Genomic DNA, 19,563 nt, shown 5'->3' on the forward strand with positions numbered 1-19,563 from the left:
CGCAAATGCAAAAAGCCCCGCAACCGCGGGGCTTTTTGCATTTCGCGACACTATTCATTCGACAAGCTTCATTCGACAACTGAGCGCTCGTCAAACGATCCTGGCGCTCGTCAGCGCCTCGCGATTACAGGCACGAACTGATCGCGCCGGTGGCGTCGCTGCCTGCTGCGCCGTTTGCGCGGAAGCCGACCCACGAACCCTTGCCGGAGTATGAAGGACGCACGACAGCGGCCGCGCCGTTCGGCGGCTGCTGGCCAGGCACATACACGTCGACGGCCTGATCGTTAGCGAGCGTGTCTTGCGACACGACTTGTTGCTGCGAGCCGTCCGCCCACTTTTGCGCGATGCAGGTCGCCACGGCCTTCGGCGGTTGCTGGCTTTGTCCAACGGATTGGACGCCAGCCGGCGGTTGAGCGGCGCAGGCAGAAATTGCCACGGTCAAAGCGATTAACGGTAGGTATTTCACGTTATCTCCTCAGAAGTCGCTCAGAATCGAGCCGGGTACACGGGATTGCGAAGCGTGAGATAGAGCGCGCCGATCCGTGTTCCCGTGATGTCGGACACAAGTTGCTAGCCGCCTGCCTAGCGCGGCGAACTTGCACGAAGGAGTGGCTTCACAGCAGGCCACACGTTGTTCAGTAGCACTGGCTGTGCCTGCTGCGTCGGATGAATCTGGTCTGCCTGGAACATATCGGGCTTGTCGGCAATGCCGGCGAGCAGAAACGGCACGAGCGGCACGCGCAGTTGCTTCGCGAGCTGGCCATAGATGCCGTGGAACTTTTGCGTATAGTCGGGGCCGTAGTTAGGCGGCACGTACATGCCCACGAGCACGACCTTCGCGTGACCTTGCTGCGCCTCTTCGATGATCGTGCGCAGGTTCGCTTCGGTCGTGGCGAGCGGCACGCCGCGCAACGCGTCGTTCGCACCGAGTTCCACGATCACAATGCTTGGCTTCAAACGCTGCATGAGCGCCGGCAAGCGGGCTCGTCCGCCGCTCGTCGTGTCGCCGCTGATGCTCGCGTTGGCAACGCTATAATCGATTCGCTCTTCGGTCAGGCGCTGGCGCAGCAACGCAACCCAGCCCGTATCGCGGGGCAGGCCGTATTCGGCGGAGATGCTGTCGCCCAATACGACGATCACCGGCCTGGCCGCTTCGGGCGCATTCGGTGCGTTGGCTGCGTTGGGTACATTAGCCGCGCGAACCGCGAAACTCGCCGATAGCAAGGCCGCGGCCAATACGACCGAGCCGATTACCACTGAGCTCGTTGCCGGAATAATGGCGTTGGCGCAACGCCTGATGGCGCGCACTTTCAACCTACGCTTCACCATGCTAAACAAAACTGATCCAGTCATTGAAGTGCGGGGTTTGTGCAAGAAGGTTAAGGATGCAACGGGCGAACTGACCATTCTCGACAACATCGACCTGGCTATCCAGGCCGGCAGCAGTGTCGCGATAGTCGGCGCGTCCGGGTCGGGCAAGTCTACGCTGCTCGGCCTGCTCGCAGGATTGGACAGCGCGAGCGCCGGCTCGGTTCGTCTGCTCGGCCGCGAGCTGACGACATTGAACGAAGACGAGCGCGCGGCATTGCGCAGCGGCTCGGTCGGCTTCGTGTTCCAGTCGTTCCAGTTGATGCCGCATTTGACCGCGCTCGAAAACGTCACGTTGCCGCTCGAACTGCAAGGCGGTATCGGCACCCGCGAGGCCGCGCTGCGCGCGCGCCGGCTGCTCGAGCAAGTCGGCCTCGGACAGCGCACCGGTCATTATCCGAAGCTGCTGTCGGGCGGCGAACAGCAACGCGTCGCACTGGCGCGCGCGTTCGTCACGCACCCGGCCATTCTCTTCGCCGATGAACCGACCGGCAGTCTCGATGCCGCGACCGGCCACGCGGTGATCGACCTGATGTTCGAGATGAATCGCGCGAATGGCGCAACGCTGATTCTCGTCACGCACGACGTCGAACTGGCGCGCCGCTGCGATACGACAGTGACGATCGAAGCGGGGCGTCTGGCGTGAGCGGGGTGGAGGAGGCACACGAGCGCGGTTAAGACCGCGCTCGTCAGCGAGCTACAACCAGTAAGCGCGACACATGCCGTTAGGTCGAAAAAAAGCGGGCCGCTAAAGGCCCGCTTTCTACTTCACACAGCGCAACGCATATCGAACACGCCGACCGCAAATGCGCCGGTTCGACCAGCGCACCAATCTCAGCGCTTCAAAGCCGCCCGCGCCCTTGCGATCAACGCCGACGTCGACGAATCGTGTTTCTTTTCATCGACGCTTGCCGCGGTGAGATCCGCTTCAACCACCTTGCCGAGAATCTTGCCCAGCTCGACGCCCCATTGATCGAACGGATTGATGTTCCACACCGACGCCTGCACCAGCACCTTGTGTTCGTACAGCGCGATCAACGCGCCGAGCGAACGTGCGGTGAGCGCGTCGAGAATCAGCGTGCTGGTCGGACGGTTGCCTGGGAACACGAGGTGCGGCGCAAGCTCCGGCTTGTCCGGACCGGCGACCTTTTTCGCTTCTTCGAGCGTGCGGCCGAGCATCAGCGCTTCGCTTTGCGCGAAGCAGTTGGCGAGCAGCTTCGCGTGATGATTGACGAGCGGATGCTCAGGCGTCAGCACGGCGACGAAGTCGATCGGCACGATGGTCGGACCTTGATGCAGCATCTGGAAGAACGCATGCTGGCCGTTCGTGCCCGGCTCGCCCCACGTCACGGCGGAGGTCGGATAGTCGACCATCGCGCCATCCAGACGCGCCGACTTGCCGTTGCTCTCCATCTCCAGTTGCTGAAGATACGAAGGCAGGTAGTGCAGCGCTTCCGAATACGGCGCGACGAGATAGCTCTGCGAGCCGAAGAAGTTGCGATACCAGATGCCGATCATGCCGAGCAGCACGGGCAAATTCTTGTCGAGCGGCGCGGTGCGGAAATGTTCGTCCATTTCGTTGGCGCCCGCGAGCAGCTCGCCGAACTGCTGCGGTCCGACCGCGATCATGATCGACAGACCGACTGCCGACCACAGCGAATAGCGGCCGCCCACCCAGTCCCACATCTCGAACACGTTCTCTTGCGCAATGCCGAACTTGACCACTTCCGAAGGGTTCGCCGATACGCCGACGAAGTGCTTCGCGAGCGCGTTTTCCGGGCAGCCTTTCTCGATGAACCAGTCGCGCAGCGAGCGCGCGTTCGTCATGGTTTCGAGCGTGGTGAAGGTCTTCGAAACGATGATGGCGAGCGTCTCTTCGGGATCGATCTGCTGCATCACGTTGTAGAGATCCGCGCCGTCCACATTCGACACGAAGTGCATGGCGATCTCGGGCGTAGCCAGATGATGCAGCGCGTGCACGACCATTTTCGGCCCGAGGTCCGAGCCGCCGATGCCGATGTTCACCACGTGGCGAATGCGCTTGCCCGTGTAGCCGGTCCACGCGCCGCTGCGCACCTGGTCGGCGAACGCGGCCATCTTGGCGCGCTCGGCTTGCACCTGCGCGTGAAACGGCGCGCTCGGGCTGCTTGCGCGCAGCGCGGTATGCAGCGCCGCGCGGCCTTCGGTCGGATTGACGACTTCGCCCGCGAACATCGCGTCGCGGCGCTTTTCGACGCCCGCTTCGCGGGCGAGTTGCACGAGCAGCTTCAGCGTGTCGTCGGTGATGCGGTTCTTCGAAAAGTCGGCCGCGAGACCCCCGCCGGCGAACGCAAAGCGTTCGGCACGCGTGGGCGCGGGATCGTTCTCGGGGGCGAACCAGTCGCGCAGGTGTGCATTGCGAATCTGCTCGTAATGCGTTTGCAGCGAGGACCAGGAGGGGAGCGAGTTCTGGGTCATAGCGTCCGTCTAACCAGGGGCACGAAGAAAGGCGCGCGCGAAGCGCCGCCAGGGATGATGCAACGATGCTGTTAGAGCGAGACCGCACGGCCGCGTTCGTGGTGAAATTTCAGAAGCTGCGGCACCATGCGGCGCTTCGCCGCGGTTCGTGGAATCCATCGCGATTCGCGAGGCACTGCATGCGACACGCTGCGAACATAATCGCTTAGCGCGGTCTATCTACACAGTGGGTCACGCAGTCACTCAGTATAGCGGCGTTGCGTGACAGGCGGCAGGGCTTTAGCCACCCGGTATAGGACGCCTCTTGCCGCACGCGGCGCGATGCCGCTCAGCGCGCCATCACTCATGATTGCGTCGACGGATAGAACATGCGGTTCATCAGGCTGCGCACCATCGGCGCGAGTTCGCCCGCCGTCAGTCCGGCGGGGCCGTGACCTTGCGCGGTGAGCGTGTCGGCGGCGAGTCCGTGCAGATAGACGCCCGCGAGCGCCGCTTCGTAGCCCGGCAGGCGTTGCGCGAGCAACGCGCCGATGATGCCGCCGAGCACGTCGCCGGTGCCGCCCGTCGCGAGCGCGGCATTGCCGGTCGGATTGATCGTGAGACGGCCGTCGGGTGCGGCGATCACCGTGCCCGTTCCCTTCAGCACCACCACGCTCGCGAAGCGCGCAGCGAGCGCGCGCGCCGCGCCGAGGCGGTCCCGCTGCACGCCGGCGGCGTCGGTGCCGAGCAGGCGCGCGGCTTCCAGCGGATGCGGCGTGAGCACGCACGGATCGCCTTCGACGCCGCGCGCGGTGACGGCTGCGGCCAACGCCGCGTCGTTCGAAATCAGATTGAGCGCGTCGGCATCGAGCAGCTTCGGCACGTCGAGTTGCAGCACGTCGCGCAGCACGCGCGTGGCGCGCTCGCCGTGGCCCATGCCGCAGCCCACCGCCAGCGCGTCCATTTTGTCGAGCGGCAGATCGTCGACGGCATGCAGCATCAGTTCGGGATGCGGCGGGTCGTAGGGCGGGGCGCCCGCGCCGAGCAGCGCGACGTGGACCTTGCCCGCGCCGCAGAAAAGCGCGGCGCGCGATGCCAGAATCGGCGCGCCGCACATGCCGGTGTCGCCGCCGACCACCGCGAGACTGCCGAACGTGCCCTTGTTGGTCGCGAAGTCGCGCGGCGGCAGGAACGTCGCGAACAGTTCCGGCGCGTTCAGCCGAACCGAGGCGCGCGCCGTGCTGTCGATGCCGATCGGCGCGACCGTCACCGCGCCGGCAAGATCGCGGCCCTGCGCGGTGAAAAGACCCGGCTTCCCGGCGATGAACGTGACGGTGTGCGTCGCGCGCACCGCGGCGTCGCCATCGCCGACGATCGTGCCGGTGTCGCTGTCGAGGCCGCTCGGCACGTCGAGCGCCAGCACGCCGCCGCCATGCGGCCGGGCCCGCGTGCGCTGCGAAAGCCGGCGCGCGATGTCGGCGAACACGCCTTCCAGTGGGCGCGCGAGGCCAATGCCGAACATGCCGTCGACAAGCCACGTGTACCCATCGAACGAAGCAGGCGGCGCCTGGGTGATCGAGACGCCGTTCGCGCGCGCCGTGTCGAGCGCCCAGCGGGCGTCGTCCGGTTTCACTTCGACGGGCATGCACAGTTCCGTGGCGATGCCCGCCTTGTGCAGTTGCGTCGCGAGAATCAGCGCGTCGCCGCCGTTGTTGCCGGGGCCGGCGATCAGCCAGACGCGCTGGCGGGATTTTTCCGTCGACGTGTCGCGCGTGATCTGTTCGCGCAGGAAGCTGGCGGCCGCCTTGCCGGCGCGGTCCATCAGCGTGTGCGCGGGCAGCGATGCCGCGGCTTGCGTTTCGGCGATCCGCAGATCGGTCAGCGTGAGCAGCGGCAGCGCGCGGTTTTGCGGGCGGATCAGCGTTGGCGGCGTGAGGTCGGCATCGGTCATGGCGAGGCAGGGCGAGAACAAGGCGAGCACCTTGGGTCAGGCGCGAGAGCTTCTGGAATCGCTATGGTAGTGCCGATGGACGCGCCGCGTGGCAGTTTGGCCAGGCGAGATGAGACGAGGCGAGATGAAGTGAGATGAGGCGAGCTGGTCCGCGGCCATGCAAAGCGCCGGCGGCACTGCTAGCGCTGGCCGGGCGCGAACGGCATTCGCAAAACCGTGGCTACGTCCCACGGCCCGCGCAGCGCTTAAACCCCTTGCCCGAACCGCTCGGCCTGCAACGCGGCGAGCGTTTCCGCCGGCAGATCCGGCGTCTTGCCCGAGATCAGATCCGCGACCAGCTTGCCCGCTCCGCAGGCGAGGCCCCAGCCCGCGGGCCCATGCCCCACATTGACGAAAAGCCGTGGATGCAGCGCATTGCCGACCACGGGCAGTCCGTCCGGCGACAACAGCTTGACGCCTTCCCACGGCAAGGCCGCCGAGATGCGCGCGGCGCCGGGAATCCAGTCATGCGTGGCCTGGCCGAGGAGCGCGAGCGCTTCCTTGGTCAGCGCCTCGCCAAGCGGCTTGTCGAGCTGGTTGGCGGCTTGCAGGACCGCGCCGCCGGCAATCCGCAAACGGTGATTCATGCGGCTGATCGTGATGCGCTTGACCGCATCGACGATGGCCACGTGCGGCGCGCACTCCTCATGCGCGATTGGTGCGACCAGCGTGTGAATGCGCAGCGGATAGAGCGGCAGTCGCAAGCCGAGGCGCTCGAGCAGCGCGAGACTGCCTTGGCCGGCAGCAACCACAACGGCGTCCGCGTGAATCACGTCGACTTCGCGCGAACGGGAAGTTTCGCCTGGCCGCGACGCAAGTTCGACCGCCGCGCGCTGGCCGTCGAGGCGGATCGACGAGACCTCGCAGCCGAGCATGAACTGCACGCCGCCCTGGTTGTCGAGCGTCTGCTTGATGAGCTTGGTGAAGAGCGGACAATTGGCGGTTCGTTCGTGATCGAACACCACGCCGCCCGCGAATTCCGGCTCGGTGCGCACCGAATGCTCGTAGGCCGCGCATTCCGCGGGAGTGAGCACACGATGCGGCACGTGGTGCAGCGCCAGCAGACCGAGCGCGGGCTGCAACTGCTGCCACTCCTGCGCGGAACGCACCAGATAGAGCAGGCCGCTTGCCTGTTCGAACTCGTAGCCAAAGCGCGCTTCCATGTCCGCCATCGCCTCGCGCGAGGACTCGATGAGCGGCCGCAGCATCTCGTACTGATGACCGAACTCGTCCGGCTCCTGCAACGCGGCGAGCTTCTTCACGAACTGGCGCGCCGGGCCGCTGAAGCCGGGCTTGCTGATCACGCCGTTTTTCGCGTTCTGCCGGCTTGCCATGAAGGTCGGGCCGAACCAGACATCGAGCGGCGTCGGCAGGACCGTGCCGCCGTGACCATAGGTGGCGCCCTGCGCGACGGTGGCGTGGCGCTCCACGACGCATACCCGGTGGCCGGCCGCGCGTAGCTGATAAGCGGTGGCGACGCCAGCAATCCCGCCGCCAATGACGATGACATCCATTGTTCTGATTCGATTTGCCGAGGCGAGGCGCCGAGGCGTGACATGCGGCGCGGCCGCACCTCGCGCGCAGCCAAGACTTCCGGAACGAAGTCCGGCGCGGCTCGCGACGTGAGGCCGGCGCAAGGCCACGCCTTGCTCGCACCGATCTGATGAAAGGGCGAATGATAGCAGTCAACGACCGCGCGCGGCGCGCCGGAGCATGGCCGAGAGCGCCTCGCGGAGCGCGGGCGAGCCCACGTCGCAGGCCGCTGGAAGCCCGTTCCCGGGGTATAATCCCGGACTTCCTTTCCGCCTCATGTCGCCATCACGCGCGACTCTTCGGCATCATTGAGCGACGCAACGTCAAGTCCATGGCCCACTTCTCGTGTTTCCCCGGCGCTTCGGCCCTTTCCGATTTCCGTCAAACCCGCCTGCTCGAAACGCTCACGCGCATCGACCCGAACATCACGGGCGTGCGCGGACAATACCTGCACTTCGTCAACGCGCACGCTCCGCTTTCCGCTGAAGACAACGCGAAAGTCGAGGCGCTGATGCACTACGGCCATCCGCTCGAAGAAGTCAAAGAGCGCGGCGCCGCAGAGACGTTCCTCGTCGTGCCGCGCTTCGGCACGGTGTCGCCGTGGGCGAGCAAGGCAACGGACATCGCGCATCTGTGCGGGCTTACGCAGGTGCGCCGCATCGAGCGCGGCGTCGAGTACACGGTCACGCTGAAAAGCGGGCTGCTCGGCGGCAAGAAGGCGCTCTCCGACGAAGCCCGTGAGGCCGTCGCCGCCGCGTTGCACGACCGTATGACCGAGAGCGTCGCGCCGTCGCGCGATTACGCGCTGCATCTGTTCGACGAACTGCCGGCCAGGCCGCTGCAAACCGTCGACGTGCTGGGCCAGGGCCGCGGCGCGCTGGAAACCGCGAACACGGAACTGGGCCTCGCGCTCGCCGACGACGAAATCGACTACCTGGTCGACGCCTTCACGAAACTCGGCCGCAATCCGACCGACGTCGAACTGATGATGTTCGCGCAGGCCAACAGCGAGCACTGCCGTCACAAGATTTTCAACGCGGAATGGACCATCGACGGCGAGAAGCAGGACATCTCGCTCTTCAACATGATCCGCAATACCGAGAAGCTCAATCCGCAAGGCACGATCGTCGCGTATTCGGACAACTCGGCGATCATGGCGGGCGGCATGGCCGAGCGCTGGTTCCCGCGCACGCAGGAGCAGCTCGGCGAGAACGAATTGCCCGAGCACTATCGCCGCAGCGTCGAACTCACGCACACGCTGATGAAGGTCGAAACGCACAATCACCCGACCGCGATTTCGCCGTTCCCCGGCGCCGCAACCGGCGCGGGCGGCGAGATCCGCGACGAAGGCGCGACGGGCCGCGGCGCGCGTCCGAAGGCCGGCCTCGCGGGCTTCACGGTGTCGAACCTGGAATTGCCCGACGCCGTCGAGGCATGGGAAAACGCGCGCGACGTCGCCGAGCCGCTCGCGCATCGCAATCCGAACAATAAGTACGAAGCGTATGGCCGGCCGGACCGTATCGCTTCGCCGCTGCAAATCATGATCGATGGGCCGCTCGGCGGCGCCGCGTTCAACAACGAATTCGGCCGGCCGAACCTGGGCGGCTATTTCCGTGCTTACGAGCAGAATGTGGCGGGCCTCGTGCGCGGTTATCACAAGCCGATCATGATCGCGGGCGGCATCGGCAATATCTCGGATCAGCACACGCACAAGCACGACTTGCCGGAAGGCTCACTGTTGATTCAGATCGGCGGCCCCGGCATGCGCATCGGCATGGGCGGCGGCGCGGCGAGTTCGATGGCGACGGGCACGAACACAGCCGAACTCGACTTCGACTCGGTTCAGCGCGGCAACCCGGAAATCGAGCGGCGTGCGCAGGAAGTCATCAACGCGTGCTGGCAACTCGGCGACAAGAATCCGATTCTGAGCATTCACGACGTGGGCGCGGGCGGTTTGTCGAACGCGTTTCCGGAAGTGGTCGACGGAGCAGGCAAGGGCGCGCTGTTCGATCTGCGCAAGATTCAGCTCGAGGAAAGCGGTTTGTCGCCGCGCGAAATCTGGTCGAACGAGGCGCAAGAGCGTTATGTGCTGGCCATTGCGCCGGCCGATTTGCCGGCGTTCCAGGCCATGTGCGAGCGTGAGCGCTGTCCGTTCGCCGTGATCGGCACGGCCACGGCCGAGCGTCAACTGAAGCTGATCGATCCGGAACTGAAGGACGACAACGCGCATCAACCGGTCGACATGCCGATGGAAGTGCTGCTCGGCAAGGCGCCGCGCATGCATCGCGACGTCAAGCGCCTCGAGTCCAAACTGCAAGCGGTGGATGTGACCGGCATCGCGCTCTCCGAAGTCGCGGTCAGCGTGCTGCGTCATCCGACGGTCGCGAGCAAGTCATTCCTCATCACCATCGGCGACCGTTCGGTGGGTGGCACGACCGCGCGCGACCAGATGGTCGGCCCCTGGCAGGTGCCGGTCGCGGACGTCGCGATCACGACGATGGACTACGCGGGCTTCCGCGGCGAAGCCATGACAATGGCCGAGCGTACGCCGCTCGCCGTCATCAACGCGCCGGCGTCGGGCCGCATGGCGGTTGGCGAGGCGATCACGAATATCGCAGCGGCGCCGATTGCGTCGCTCGACAAGCTGAAGCTGTCGGCGAACTGGATGGCCGCGTGCGGCGCGCCGGGCGAAGACGCGGCGCTCTACGACACGGTGAAGGCGATCGGCATGGAATTGTGCCCGGCGCTCGGCATCAGCATTCCGGTCGGCAAAGACTCGCTGTCCATGCGCACGAAATGGGAAGACCGTGGCGTCGCGAAGGAAGTGGTCGCGCCGGTGTCGCTCATCATTTCGGCCTTTGCGTCCGTCGAAGACGTGCGCCGGCATCTCACGCCGCAACTGCGTCGCGCGAGCGGTGCGGACGGCGTGGGCGACTCGGTGCTGATCGCGATCGACCTCGGCCGCGGCAAGCATCGGCTGGGCGGCAGTATCCTCGCGCAGGTCACGCAGCAGATCGGCGACACGGTGCCGGACGTCGACGAGCCCGAAGACATCAAGCGCTTCTTCAACGCGATCCAGTCGCTGAACAGCGACGGCAAGCTGCTCGCTTACCACGACCGCTCCGACGGCGGCCTGTGGGCGACGGTCTGCGAAATGGCGTTCGCGGGCCACGTCGGCGTGTCGCTGAACGTCGACATGCTGGTGCTCGACCCGCATCACGAGTCCGATTACGGCGACGCCAAAGACTGGGCGAAGCAGACGAGCGGCCGCCGCGAAGACCGCACGATCCGCGCGCTTTTCAACGAAGAACTCGGCGCCGTGGTGCAGGTGCGCGCAGCCGACCGCGACGTGGTGCTCGCCGCGTTGCGCGAACATGGCCTCGCGGCCTGCTCACATGTGATCGGCAAGATCAACGACCGCGACGTCATCGAAATTTATCGCGATGCGAAGAAGGTCTACGAAGCGCCTCGCGTCGAACTGCATCGCGCGTGGAGCGAGGTGAGCTGGCGCATTTCGCGTCTGCGCGACAACCCGGCTTGTGCGGACGCCGAATACGACACGTTGCTCGACGCCGCCGATCCGGGCATCACGCCGGTGCTGACGTTCGATCCCGCCGAAGACGTCGCCGCGCCGTACGTCGGCAAGAGCGCGCGTCCGCGTGTGGCGATCCTGCGCGAGCAGGGCGTGAACTCGCACCTGGAAACGGCTTATGCGTTCGACCGCGCCGGTTTCGACGCGCACGACGTGCACATGAGCGATCTGCTCGCGGGACGTGCGAACCTCGCTGACTTTGCCGGCGCGGTTGCGTGCGGCGGCTTCTCGTACGGCGACACGCTCGGCGCGGGCGAAGGCTGGGCGAAGGCGATCCGCTTCAACGCGCAACTCGCCGACATGTTCGCGGCGTTCTTCGGCCGCGCGGACACCTTCGCGCTCGGCATCTGCAACGGCTGCCAGATGATGAGCAGCCTCGCGTCGATGATCCCGGGCGCCGAAGCCTGGCCGAAGTTCACGCGCAACAAGTCGGAGAAATTCGAAGCGCGCTTTTCGCTCGTGCAGGTCGAGGCTTCGCCGTCGATTTTCTTCGCCGGCATGGAAGGCTCGCGCATTCCGGTCGCGGTCGCGCACGGCGAGGGTTACGCGGACTTCTCGCAGCAGGGCGATGCGTCGAAGGTCGCGGTGGCAATGCGCTATATCGATCACCGCGGTCAGGCGACCGAGCAGTATCCGTTCAACCCGAACGGTTCGCCGGACGGCATCACGTCGGTCACGACGCCGGACGGCCGCTTCACGGTACTGATGCCGCACACCGAGCGCGTGCACCGCGCGGTGCAGATGAGCTGGCATCCGGAAGGCTGGGGCGAGGGCGCCACCGACGCAAGCCCGTGGCTGCGCGTGTTCCAGAACGCACGGCGCTGGTTGGGCTGATCGCGTGGAGCGTAGCCGGTAGAGCCGTAGAACAGGCTGCCGCGTCTTTCGCGGCAGCCTGTTCCGCTGCGCCGAGGCGCAGGTCGCGGTCCTAGCCCTCGCGGTCGCTTCGCTCCACTTCTCTTCGTACCCGCTCGGGTACGAAACACCTCATTTCTCCCGCTTTTCACCGATTTCGTACCCGCTCGGGTACGAAACACCCGGTTTCACCCCATTTTGGCCCGCTTCGTATCCGCTCGGGTACGAAAACGGCTTTGCACCGCTGCGCTATGCCATAATGTTCCCGAGCGGATACGGACGGCGAAGGGAGTCGAAAGTGCGGGAATCCGGAGTGTTGATTACTGACATTGCGCAGTTGGGCGAACTGGCGCGAGCATCGCGGCTCGCGCAAGGGCTCACGCGAGACGACGTCGCGCTTGCCACCGGCCTGTCGCCCAAATTCATCAGCCACATCGAGGCGGGCAAGACGACGGCGCAGATCGGCAAGGTATTGCATCTGCTTGGCGAACTCGGCATAACACTGCGCGCCGAGACCCCCGTCGATCTTCCTGCGGCCGCGGCCGCAGGTGCACCTCGTCGCCGGCGGAGCAATCGTGGCGGCTAGAACACTCGTCGCATACGCTAACCGCCGGCGCGTCGGCACCGTGAGCGATGAAAACGGCGTCTGGTCGTTCACCTACGACGAGGAATGGCTCGGCTACGGCGACGCGTTCGCGCTGTCGCCCGCTTTCGCGTTCCAGTCCGCGTCTTTTGTGGATGGCTCGAGCGAGAGGCCGGTTCAATGGTTCTTCGACAATCTGTTGCCCGAAGAAGAAATGCGAGCGGCGCTTGCTCGCGAAGCCACAGTCGATGCAAACGATGCCTGGGGTCTGCTCGCCTACTACGGCCGGGAATCGGCAGGCGCGCTGACTCTGCTCGCGGAAGGCGAGCGCGAGGCTTCGGGCGGTTTGCAACCGTTGTCGTACGCCAATCTCGACGCGCGCATTCGCGCCATGCCCGAACGCGCGCTGACCGCCACCGCACCCAAGCGCATGTCGGCGGCTGGCGCGCAGCAGAAACTTCTTTTAACGTTAAGGGGCAATGCACCGGAGTACGAGCTTCTCGAGCCGCTAGGCAGCGAGCCGTCCATGCATTTGCTGAAGCCCGACATGCGAAGCACCGGCTATCCGCATTCGGCAATCAACGAATTTTTCTGCATGCGACTGGCGCAGGCGATGGGTCTGCCGGTGCCGCCCACGCATTTTCTGCGCGTGCCGTCGGCGTGTTATGTGATCGACCGCTTCGATCGCGACATCTCCAGCGAGCCGGTTCGGCGCCTGCACACGATCGACGCGATGCAGCTGCTGAACTACGACCGCAGCTTCAAATACCGGAACGCGAACGCGCAGGTATTGAGCGATGCCATCGAGATAACCAGCACGCGAGCCGTCGCGCGGCTGCATCTGTTCCGTTGGGCCATCTTCAATGTGCTTATCGGCAATGCGGACTCGCATCTCAAGAACGTGTCGTTTTTCGCGACTTTCCGGGGCTACATGCTCGCGCCGTTCTATGACCTGGTGAGCACAGTCGTCTATCACACGCCGACTTACCAGCCGCACAATCAGGACCGCTGGCCCGACTGCGATCTGACCATGCCGGTCGGTCAGGCCACGCGTTTCGCCGACATCTCCAGGAAGAACATGCTCGAGTTCGGGCAAGCACTGCGCCTTCCTTTGAAAGGCTGCGAGAAATTGCTGGACGAAATGCTGGCACTGGCCGACGCGAAAGTCGCGAACACGCGGCGGGCCGTCGACGAAATCGCGCAGCCGAATGCCGGCGAAGTCCGCCTGCTCGATTCGATCGTTGCAATGCCGCTTGCTGAAATGAGCCGTGCGCTGCGCAAATAAAAAGCCCCGTTCAGTCATCGACTGAACGGGGCCATGAAGCGAACCGGCTTGCCGCTTACTGGATCTTCGCGTTCTTGCGCAGACCTTCTTCGAACGCCTGCAGCTTTTCCTGCTGAATCTGCTGCACGATCTGCGGGCGCACCTGTTCCAGCGGCGGCGGCGTGATGCTGCGCACGTCGTCCACGCGGATGATGTGCCAGCCGAATTGCGTATGCACCGGCGTCTCGCTCATCTGGCCTTTCTGCAGATGCGTGGCCGCGTCCGCGAACTCGGGCACGTAGGCTTTCGGATCGGACCAGTCGAGGTCGCCGCCGTTCTTGCCCGAACCGGGGTCCTTCGAATATTGCTTGGCGAGATCTTCGAAGCTCGCGCCGCCCTTGATCTTCGCGATCAGGTCCTTCGCCTGCTGTTCGTTGTCGACGAGGATGTGATGCAGGTGATACTCCTTGCCGCCCGCGTCCTTGATGAGCGCGTTATAGCGAGCGGTGACTTCCGCGTCGCTCGGCGTGTTCTTCTTCACGAAGTCTTCGATCAGCGCGCGCAGCACGACGGTTTGCTGTGCGACGGCGATTTGCGCCTTGATGTCCGGCCGATTCGGCAGCCCGCGGCGCAGCGCTTCCTGCATCAGAATCTCGCGATTCACGAGCTCTTCGCGCACTGCCATTTGCAACTGCGGCGTGTTTTGCTGGCCTTGATGAACCAGTTGATCGATCAGCGCGTCGGCGCGCGCTTTCGGAATCGGCGTGCCGTTCACCACGGCGATGTTCTGTGCGAATGCAGGTGCGGCCGCAAACGCAGCCAGCAATACCCAAAGGCGGGTTTTCTTCAAGGTCATCGGAAGGTTTCCTAGCGGGGCAACAAAGCGAATTCTTCGGGCGTGTAAGCCGTGATGGCAAGGGCATGAATGCCGCGCTGCATGGCGTCGGCCAGCGCATCATACACCATGCGATGCCGCGCCACGCGGGGCTTCCCGGCGAACGCGGCGGCCACGATCGTGACGCTGAAATGACCGCCGGCAGAGGCTCCGGCGTGGCCTGCGTGCTGCGCGCTGTCGTCGGTGATCTGGATCGACGCGATGGGCGCGAGCGCAGCCGTGAGACGCGCCTCGATCAGCGCGGCGCGCTCGGCGGTGGTGGCGTGCATGAACACGTCGCTCATGTCATTCCTCCTTCATGTACTTCGACAGCCACAAGCTTTGCCCGACGATAAACACCACCAGACAGCCGGTCGCGCCGAACAGTTTGAAATTGACCCATTGGTCGGTCGTGTAGTTGTACGCGACGAACAGATTGAGCAGCCCGAGCAGCACGAAAAAGATCGCCCAGATGACATTCAGCTTGCCCCAGATCGCGTGCGGCAGCGTGATCTGCTTGCCCATCATCGCTTCGATCAGGTTCTTGTTGAAGGCCAGTTGCGAGACGATCAGCACGACGGAGAAAGCCCAGTACAGCACGGTCGGCTTCCACTTGATGAAGGTGTCGTTATGCAGCACGAGCGTCGCGCCGCCGAACACGGTGACGACGCCGAGGCTCACCCACAGCATCGGGTCCACCTTGCGATGGCGGAAGGCCACCCACGCGATCTGCACCAGCGTGGCGACGATCGCCACTGCCGTCGCCGTGAAGATGCCCCACACCTTGAAGGCGACGAAGAACAGGATGATCGGGAACAGATCGAACAGAAATTTCATGTGTGGACGGGGAATTCGGAGAGTGGGTCGGAGAGGCAGGGGCGCCGTGATCCGCCAACTGGCTGGCTGCGCCGGGCGCTCAGCTTCAGCATCACGACCGACGGCGCCTGGCGGACCGTGCAAGCGGCCGCCAACCACTCGTCGTGTCCCGCCATCAGCGCACGCGCTGCGTTACTTGGGCTCGAATTGTAACGCAGCCGAATTGATGCAGTAGCGAAGACCGGTCGGCGCGGGGCCGTCCTCGAACACGTGGCCGAGATGCGCGCCGCAGTTCTTGCATTGCACCTCGATGCGCAGCATGCCGTGCGAGCGGTCGGTCTTCTCCGCGATCACTTCGCCGTTGATCGGCTTGAAGTAGCTCGGCCAGCCGCAGCCGGCGTCGAACTTGGTATCCGATTCGAACAGCGGCGTGCCGCAACAGACGCAGTCGTAGATGCCGCGATCCCAGTGATCGTGATAGCGGCCGGTGAAGGGACGCTCGGTGGCCGCGTGCCGCGTCACCTGATATTCGATGTCGGAAAGCTGCTTGCGCCACTCGGCGTCGTCTTTCTGCACGGCCGGGGCGTCGTGCTTGAGGTCGTCGGGATTGTTCATGGTCGGTTCCTCTCTCGGGCTTGGGTGGGAGCGCGGTTCGCGCGATGCGGCGTCGCGCGCGTCACGACGAGCAGCTCACTTCGAGCGAGCTTGCCCAGTCGGGCGGCAAGCCGGCATACGCTTCATGCTCGGGCTGTTCGTCGAACGGACGGCGCAGCACGGCGGCCAGACGCTCCAGTTCGGAAAAGTCCTTCTCTTTCGCGCGGCGGATCGCCGTTTCCGCCAGATGATTGCGAAGAACGAATTTGGGGTTGACGCGGTTCATTGCAATGGCGCGCGCCGCGTCGTCGCGTGTTTCATGGGACAGCCGCGCGCGATAGTCGTTCGCCCACGCGTCGAACGCGGCGCGATCGAGGAACAGATCGCGCACCGGCGCGTCGCCGCTCGCGTCACGTTTCGAGAGACGCGCGAGATTGCGGAACGTCAGCGTGAAATCGGCGCGATTCGCGTGCATCACGTCGAACAGGCGATTCACGAGCGCCGCGTCGCCGTCGCGCTCGATCTCGAGTCCGAGCTTCGCGCTCATGCGCCGCTCGAGCGCCGGACCGAAGCGGTCCTTGAAACCGGCGAGCACCCGCTGCGCGTCTTCGATCGACTTGTCGCCGCGCACGCTCTCTTCATAGCGTTCGCCGAGCAGCGGCAAGAGCCCTTGTGCGAGGCAGAAGAGATTCCAGTACGCGATTTGCGGCTGCATCCGGTACGCGTAACGGCCTTGCGAATCGGAGTGATTGCAGATATAGCCGGCGTCGAAGCCGTCCATGAAGCCGAACGGGCCGTAGTCGATCGTCAGACCGAGGATTGACATGTTGTCGGTGTTCATCACGCCGTGGCAAAAGCCCACGGCCTGCCATTCGACCATCAGGTCGGCGGTGGACAGCACCGCTTCGTTCAGCAGCGCGAGATACGGGTCGTCGGCTTCGCGGCAATGCGGATAGAAGCGCTCGATCACATGATCGGCGAGCGCGCGCAGCGCGTCCGTGCGGTCGTTCGAATAGAAGTGCTCGAAGTGGCCGAAGCGCACGAAGCTCGGCGCGACGCGCGTGACCACGGCGGCCGTTTCGACTTCCTCGCGCCGCACGGGCTGGTCCGAGCCAATCACGCACAACGCGCGCGTGGTCGGAATGCCGAGATGATGCATCGCCTCCGAGCACAGGAACTCGCGAATCGACGAGCGCAGCACCGCGCGGCCGTCGCCCATGCGCGAATAGGGCGTGCGGCCCGCGCCTTTCAGTTGCAGCTCGAAGCGCTGGCCGTCTTGTTCGACTTCGCCGAGTCCGAGCGCGCGGCCGTCGCCGAGTTGACCCGCCCACACGCCGAACTGATGCCCCGAATAGACCGATGCATAGGGCAGCGCGTCTGCCGGCCATTCGCGCGTGGCGTTGCCCGAAAACAGCTCGGCGAAGCCCGGATCTTTTTCGAGCCCCGGCTCCAGGCCGAGCATCGCCGCGGTCTCGGAAGAGAAACCGACGACGTACGGCGCGTTGAGCGGCGTTGCCGGCAAACGCGTGACAAACGTGCTGCCAAGCTGCGCGAACGCGTTTTCGTTGGAGGTGGAAAGAGCTTCGGAAAGTGCCGCCAAAGGCCCGGACAGGCCTGCAATGCTTGGGGAAAACGACATGTTGAGCGCCTCACTATTAACCGATATTGTAAGTCCGCACCCGCGGCGCTGCTGGCGGCCCGGCACGTAAGCCGCGCGGGCCGCGTGGCTGCCGATGCGTGGCGAGCCGCCGGCCCGCTTGCCGACTGCTTCAGCAATTTCACTGCCGCGGCGGGTTTTCCGCGCACGGCGCTTTCGGATCCGCACTCTTTGAAAAGCAAAAGGCGAGGAGACGACTCTTTATGACGATGCCGCTGCTTGGCCAGATGATGGACGTGCCCCTCACCGTGTCCTCGCTGCTTGCGCACGCCGCGCGGCATTTCGGCACCGCCGAGATCGTGTCGCGGCGCATTGAAGGCGACATCCACCGTTATACCTATCGCGATTGCGAACGGCGCGCGAAGCAACTCGCGCAGGCGCTCATCGCGCTTGGCGTGCAGCCCGGCGAGCGCGTCGCGACGCTCGCATGGAACGGCTACCGGCATCTCGAAACGTACTACGGCACGACCGGCTTCGGGGCGGTGTGCCACACGATCAACCCGCGGCTCTTTCCCGATCAGATCGCCTACATCGTCAATCACGCCGACGACGCCTACGTGCTGTTCGACACCACGTTCGCGCCGCTCGTCGACGGGCTTGCGCCGCAATGTCCGAAAGTGCGCGGCTGGATCGCGCTCGCCGACGAAGCGCATCTGCCGGCCATGCAAACGCCCGTGCTCAGCTACGAAACGCTCGTGAACGCGCACGACGGCGACTTCGAGTGGCCGCTCATCGACGAGCGTCAGGCGTCGTATCTCTGCTATACGTCGGGCACGACCGGCAATCCGAAAGGCGCGCTGTACTCGCATCGCTCGACGGTGCTGCATGCGTTCGGCGCGTCCTTGCCCGATGCGATGGCGCTGTCCGCGCGCGATTCCGTGCTCCCCGTCGTGCCGATGTTCCATGTCAACGCATGGGGCATCCCGCACGCCGCGCCGCTCACCGGCGCAAAGCTCGTGTTCCCCGGCAAGGACCTCGACGGCAAGTCGCTGTTCGAACTCATGGAGCGCGAACGCGTCACGTATTCGGCGGGCGTGCCGACCGTCTGGCTCGGCCTGCTCAACTATCTGCGCGAAAGCGGCTCGCGGTTTTCGTCGCTGGAGCGCACGGTGATCGGCGGCTCCGCGTGTCCGCCGGCGATGCTGCGCAGCTTCGTCGACGACTACGGCGTGCAGGTCATTCATGCATGGGGCATGACAGAGATGTCGCCGCTCGGCACGCTCTCCAAACTTACGTGGGAACAATCGCAGCGGCCTGTCGCGGAGCAGCGCAAACTGCTCGAGAAGCAGGGGCATGCGCTCTATGGCGTCGATATGAAGATCGTCGGCGACGACGGACAGGAGTTGCCGTGGGACGGCGTCGCGTTCGGCGATCTGTACGTGCGTGGGCCGTGGGTGATCGACCGATATTTCCGCAAGGACGACTCGCCGCTCGTGGACGGCTGGTTTCCGACCGGCGATGTCGCGACCATCGATCACGACGGCTTCCTGCAGATCACGGACCGCTCGAAGGACGTGATCAAGTCGGGCGGCGAATGGATCAGTTCGATCGACGTGGAAAACGTCGCGATCGCGCATCCCGCAGTGGCCGAAGCGGCGTGCATTGCGTGCGCGCATCCGAAGTGGACCGAGCGGCCGCTCCTCGTCGTGGTCAAGCGCGCGGGCCTCGACGTGACGCGCGACGAACTGCTCGCGTTCTACAACGGCAAGGTCGCCAAGTGGTGGATTCCGGACGACGTCGTGTTCGTCGACGAACTGCCGCATACGGCGACGGGCAAACTGCAGAAGCTCAAGCTGCGCGATATTTTCCGCGATCATGTGCTGCCGTCCGCGCTCGAAGACCGCATGCACGAAGGCGATTGCCCGCTCGCCAGGGGAAACCCCGCCTGATCGTAAATTGAACGAGCGTGCTTTTTTGTGTATTCTGCCTGCTGACACCGGAACCGCCGACCTAAGCTGAAGACGAAGGCCGGCGCATTCGAGTTGGGCCATTCGCCGGCTCGAT

At 64.9% G+C, this 19,563-nt stretch carries 15 protein-coding genes; 5 read left to right on the forward strand and 10 right to left on the reverse strand.

The window, feature by feature from the left end; genetic code table 11:
- Positions 1 to 124 precede the first annotated feature (124 nt).
- Together BGRAMDRAFT_RS11715 and BGRAMDRAFT_RS11720 are read right to left on the reverse strand one after the other, a co-directional pair.
- Positions 125 to 466: a hypothetical protein gene (locus BGRAMDRAFT_RS11715; protein WP_006048947.1), complete on the reverse strand. Its 342-nt coding sequence runs from the start codon at positions 464 to 466 to the stop codon at positions 125 to 127.
- Positions 467 to 582: 116 nt separating this feature from the next.
- Entirely contained in the window at positions 583 to 1,329 is a 747-nt protein-coding gene (locus BGRAMDRAFT_RS11720) for an arylesterase (protein WP_044020871.1), read from the reverse strand.
- Between BGRAMDRAFT_RS11720 and BGRAMDRAFT_RS11725 the strand changes: the two genes are divergently transcribed.
- Positions 1,328 to 2,014: an ABC transporter ATP-binding protein gene (locus BGRAMDRAFT_RS11725; RefSeq protein WP_029968371.1), complete on the forward strand. Its 687-nt coding sequence runs from the start codon at positions 1,328 to 1,330 to the stop codon at positions 2,012 to 2,014. The genes BGRAMDRAFT_RS11720 and BGRAMDRAFT_RS11725 overlap by 2 nt on opposite strands.
- A gap of 188 nt (positions 2,015 to 2,202) precedes the next feature.
- Here BGRAMDRAFT_RS11725 and pgi read toward each other — a convergent pair whose 3' ends face one another.
- From pgi to BGRAMDRAFT_RS11740, 3 genes are all read right to left on the reverse strand, one after another.
- A complete protein-coding gene (gene pgi, locus BGRAMDRAFT_RS11730; protein WP_006048950.1) occupies positions 2,203 to 3,825 on the reverse strand; it encodes a glucose-6-phosphate isomerase in 1,623 nt (540 codons plus the stop codon).
- Positions 3,826 to 4,168: 343 nt separating this feature from the next.
- Positions 4,169 to 5,755, reverse strand: a complete 1,587-nt coding sequence (locus tag BGRAMDRAFT_RS11735; RefSeq protein WP_006048951.1) for a bifunctional ADP-dependent NAD(P)H-hydrate dehydratase/NAD(P)H-hydrate epimerase — start codon at positions 5,753 to 5,755, stop codon at positions 4,169 to 4,171.
- A 245-nt stretch (positions 5,756 to 6,000) separates the two neighbouring features.
- Complete coding sequence (locus BGRAMDRAFT_RS11740) at positions 6,001 to 7,308, reverse strand: FAD-dependent oxidoreductase (RefSeq protein ID WP_006048952.1); 1,308 nt, start codon at positions 7,306 to 7,308, stop codon at positions 6,001 to 6,003.
- Positions 7,309 to 7,658: 350 nt separating this feature from the next.
- Here BGRAMDRAFT_RS11740 and purL point away from each other — a divergent pair, with 350 nt between their 5' ends.
- The 3 genes from purL to BGRAMDRAFT_RS11755 all read left to right on the forward strand — a co-directional run bounded on the left by purL (position 7,659) and on the right by BGRAMDRAFT_RS11755 (position 13,639).
- Positions 7,659 to 11,753, forward strand: coding sequence for a phosphoribosylformylglycinamidine synthase (gene purL, locus BGRAMDRAFT_RS11745; protein ID WP_006048953.1), 4,095 nt, complete (start codon positions 7,659 to 7,661; stop codon positions 11,751 to 11,753).
- Positions 11,754 to 12,030: 277 nt separating this feature from the next.
- Entirely contained in the window at positions 12,031 to 12,357 is a 327-nt protein-coding gene (locus tag BGRAMDRAFT_RS11750; RefSeq protein ID WP_085962920.1) for a helix-turn-helix domain-containing protein, read from the forward strand.
- Positions 12,347 to 13,639, forward strand: a complete 1,293-nt coding sequence (locus tag BGRAMDRAFT_RS11755; protein ID WP_006048955.1) for a HipA domain-containing protein — start codon at positions 12,347 to 12,349, stop codon at positions 13,637 to 13,639. Before BGRAMDRAFT_RS11750 ends, BGRAMDRAFT_RS11755 begins: the two co-directional genes overlap by 11 nt.
- 55 nt (positions 13,640 to 13,694) lie before the next feature.
- Here the strand turns inward: BGRAMDRAFT_RS11755 and BGRAMDRAFT_RS11760 are convergent, their stop codons facing one another.
- From BGRAMDRAFT_RS11760 to BGRAMDRAFT_RS11780, 5 genes are all read right to left on the reverse strand, one after another.
- The gene (locus tag BGRAMDRAFT_RS11760; RefSeq protein ID WP_006048956.1) at positions 13,695 to 14,474 is read right to left on the reverse strand and encodes a peptidylprolyl isomerase; all 780 of its coding nucleotides are present in this window, start codon (positions 14,472 to 14,474) and stop codon (positions 13,695 to 13,697) included.
- Positions 14,475 to 14,485: 11 nt separating this feature from the next.
- Positions 14,486 to 14,797: a BolA family protein gene (locus BGRAMDRAFT_RS11765; RefSeq protein ID WP_006048957.1), complete on the reverse strand. Its 312-nt coding sequence runs from the start codon at positions 14,795 to 14,797 to the stop codon at positions 14,486 to 14,488.
- Between the two features lies 1 nt (position 14,798).
- Positions 14,799 to 15,329: a septation protein A gene (locus BGRAMDRAFT_RS11770; protein ID WP_006048958.1), complete on the reverse strand. Its 531-nt coding sequence runs from the start codon at positions 15,327 to 15,329 to the stop codon at positions 14,799 to 14,801.
- Positions 15,330 to 15,500: 171 nt separating this feature from the next.
- Positions 15,501 to 15,923 carry a peptide-methionine (R)-S-oxide reductase MsrB gene (gene msrB, locus BGRAMDRAFT_RS11775; protein WP_006048959.1) on the reverse strand — a complete coding sequence of 141 codons (423 nt, stop codon included), beginning with the start codon at positions 15,921 to 15,923 and terminating at the stop codon, positions 15,501 to 15,503.
- A gap of 61 nt (positions 15,924 to 15,984) precedes the next feature.
- Positions 15,985 to 17,541, reverse strand: coding sequence for a protein adenylyltransferase SelO (locus BGRAMDRAFT_RS11780; protein WP_006048960.1), 1,557 nt, complete (start codon positions 17,539 to 17,541; stop codon positions 15,985 to 15,987).
- A gap of 221 nt (positions 17,542 to 17,762) precedes the next feature.
- Between BGRAMDRAFT_RS11780 and BGRAMDRAFT_RS11785 the strand changes: the two genes are divergently transcribed.
- Positions 17,763 to 19,448: a 3-(methylthio)propionyl-CoA ligase gene (locus BGRAMDRAFT_RS11785; protein ID WP_006048961.1), complete on the forward strand. Its 1,686-nt coding sequence runs from the start codon at positions 17,763 to 17,765 to the stop codon at positions 19,446 to 19,448.
- Positions 19,449 to 19,563 lie beyond the last annotated feature (115 nt).

It is taken from the genome of Paraburkholderia graminis C4D1M (assembly GCF_000172415.1).
Taxonomy (GTDB): Bacteria; Pseudomonadota; Gammaproteobacteria; order Burkholderiales; family Burkholderiaceae; genus Paraburkholderia; species Paraburkholderia graminis.

Bases quoted from the DNA above. Each gene is read 5' to 3' on its own strand.
- BGRAMDRAFT_RS11725 (WP_029968371.1), top strand. From the start codon at position 1,328: ATGCTAAACAAAACTGATCCAGTCATTGAAGTGCGGGGTTTGTGCAAG.
- BGRAMDRAFT_RS11720 (WP_044020871.1), bottom strand. From the start codon at position 1,329: ATGGTGAAGCGTAGGTTGAAAGTGCGCGCCATCAGGCGTTGCGCCAAC.
- pgi (WP_006048950.1), bottom strand. From the start codon at position 3,825: ATGACCCAGAACTCGCTCCCCTCCTGGTCCTCGCTGCAAACGCATTAC.
- BGRAMDRAFT_RS11735 (WP_006048951.1), bottom strand. From the start codon at position 5,755: ATGACCGATGCCGACCTCACGCCGCCAACGCTGATCCGCCCGCAAAAC.
- BGRAMDRAFT_RS11740 (WP_006048952.1), bottom strand. From the start codon at position 7,308: ATGGATGTCATCGTCATTGGCGGCGGGATTGCTGGCGTCGCCACCGCT.
- purL (WP_006048953.1), top strand. From the start codon at position 7,659: ATGGCCCACTTCTCGTGTTTCCCCGGCGCTTCGGCCCTTTCCGATTTC.
- BGRAMDRAFT_RS11750 (WP_085962920.1), top strand. From the start codon at position 12,031: ATGTTCCCGAGCGGATACGGACGGCGAAGGGAGTCGAAAGTGCGGGAA.
- BGRAMDRAFT_RS11760 (WP_006048956.1), bottom strand. From the start codon at position 14,474: ATGACCTTGAAGAAAACCCGCCTTTGGGTATTGCTGGCTGCGTTTGCG.
- BGRAMDRAFT_RS11765 (WP_006048957.1), bottom strand. From the start codon at position 14,797: ATGAGCGACGTGTTCATGCACGCCACCACCGCCGAGCGCGCCGCGCTG.
- BGRAMDRAFT_RS11770 (WP_006048958.1), bottom strand. From the start codon at position 15,329: ATGAAATTTCTGTTCGATCTGTTCCCGATCATCCTGTTCTTCGTCGCC.
- msrB (WP_006048959.1), bottom strand. From the start codon at position 15,923: ATGAACAATCCCGACGACCTCAAGCACGACGCCCCGGCCGTGCAGAAA.
- BGRAMDRAFT_RS11780 (WP_006048960.1), bottom strand. From the start codon at position 17,541: ATGTCGTTTTCCCCAAGCATTGCAGGCCTGTCCGGGCCTTTGGCGGCA.
- BGRAMDRAFT_RS11785 (WP_006048961.1), top strand. From the start codon at position 17,763: ATGACGATGCCGCTGCTTGGCCAGATGATGGACGTGCCCCTCACCGTG.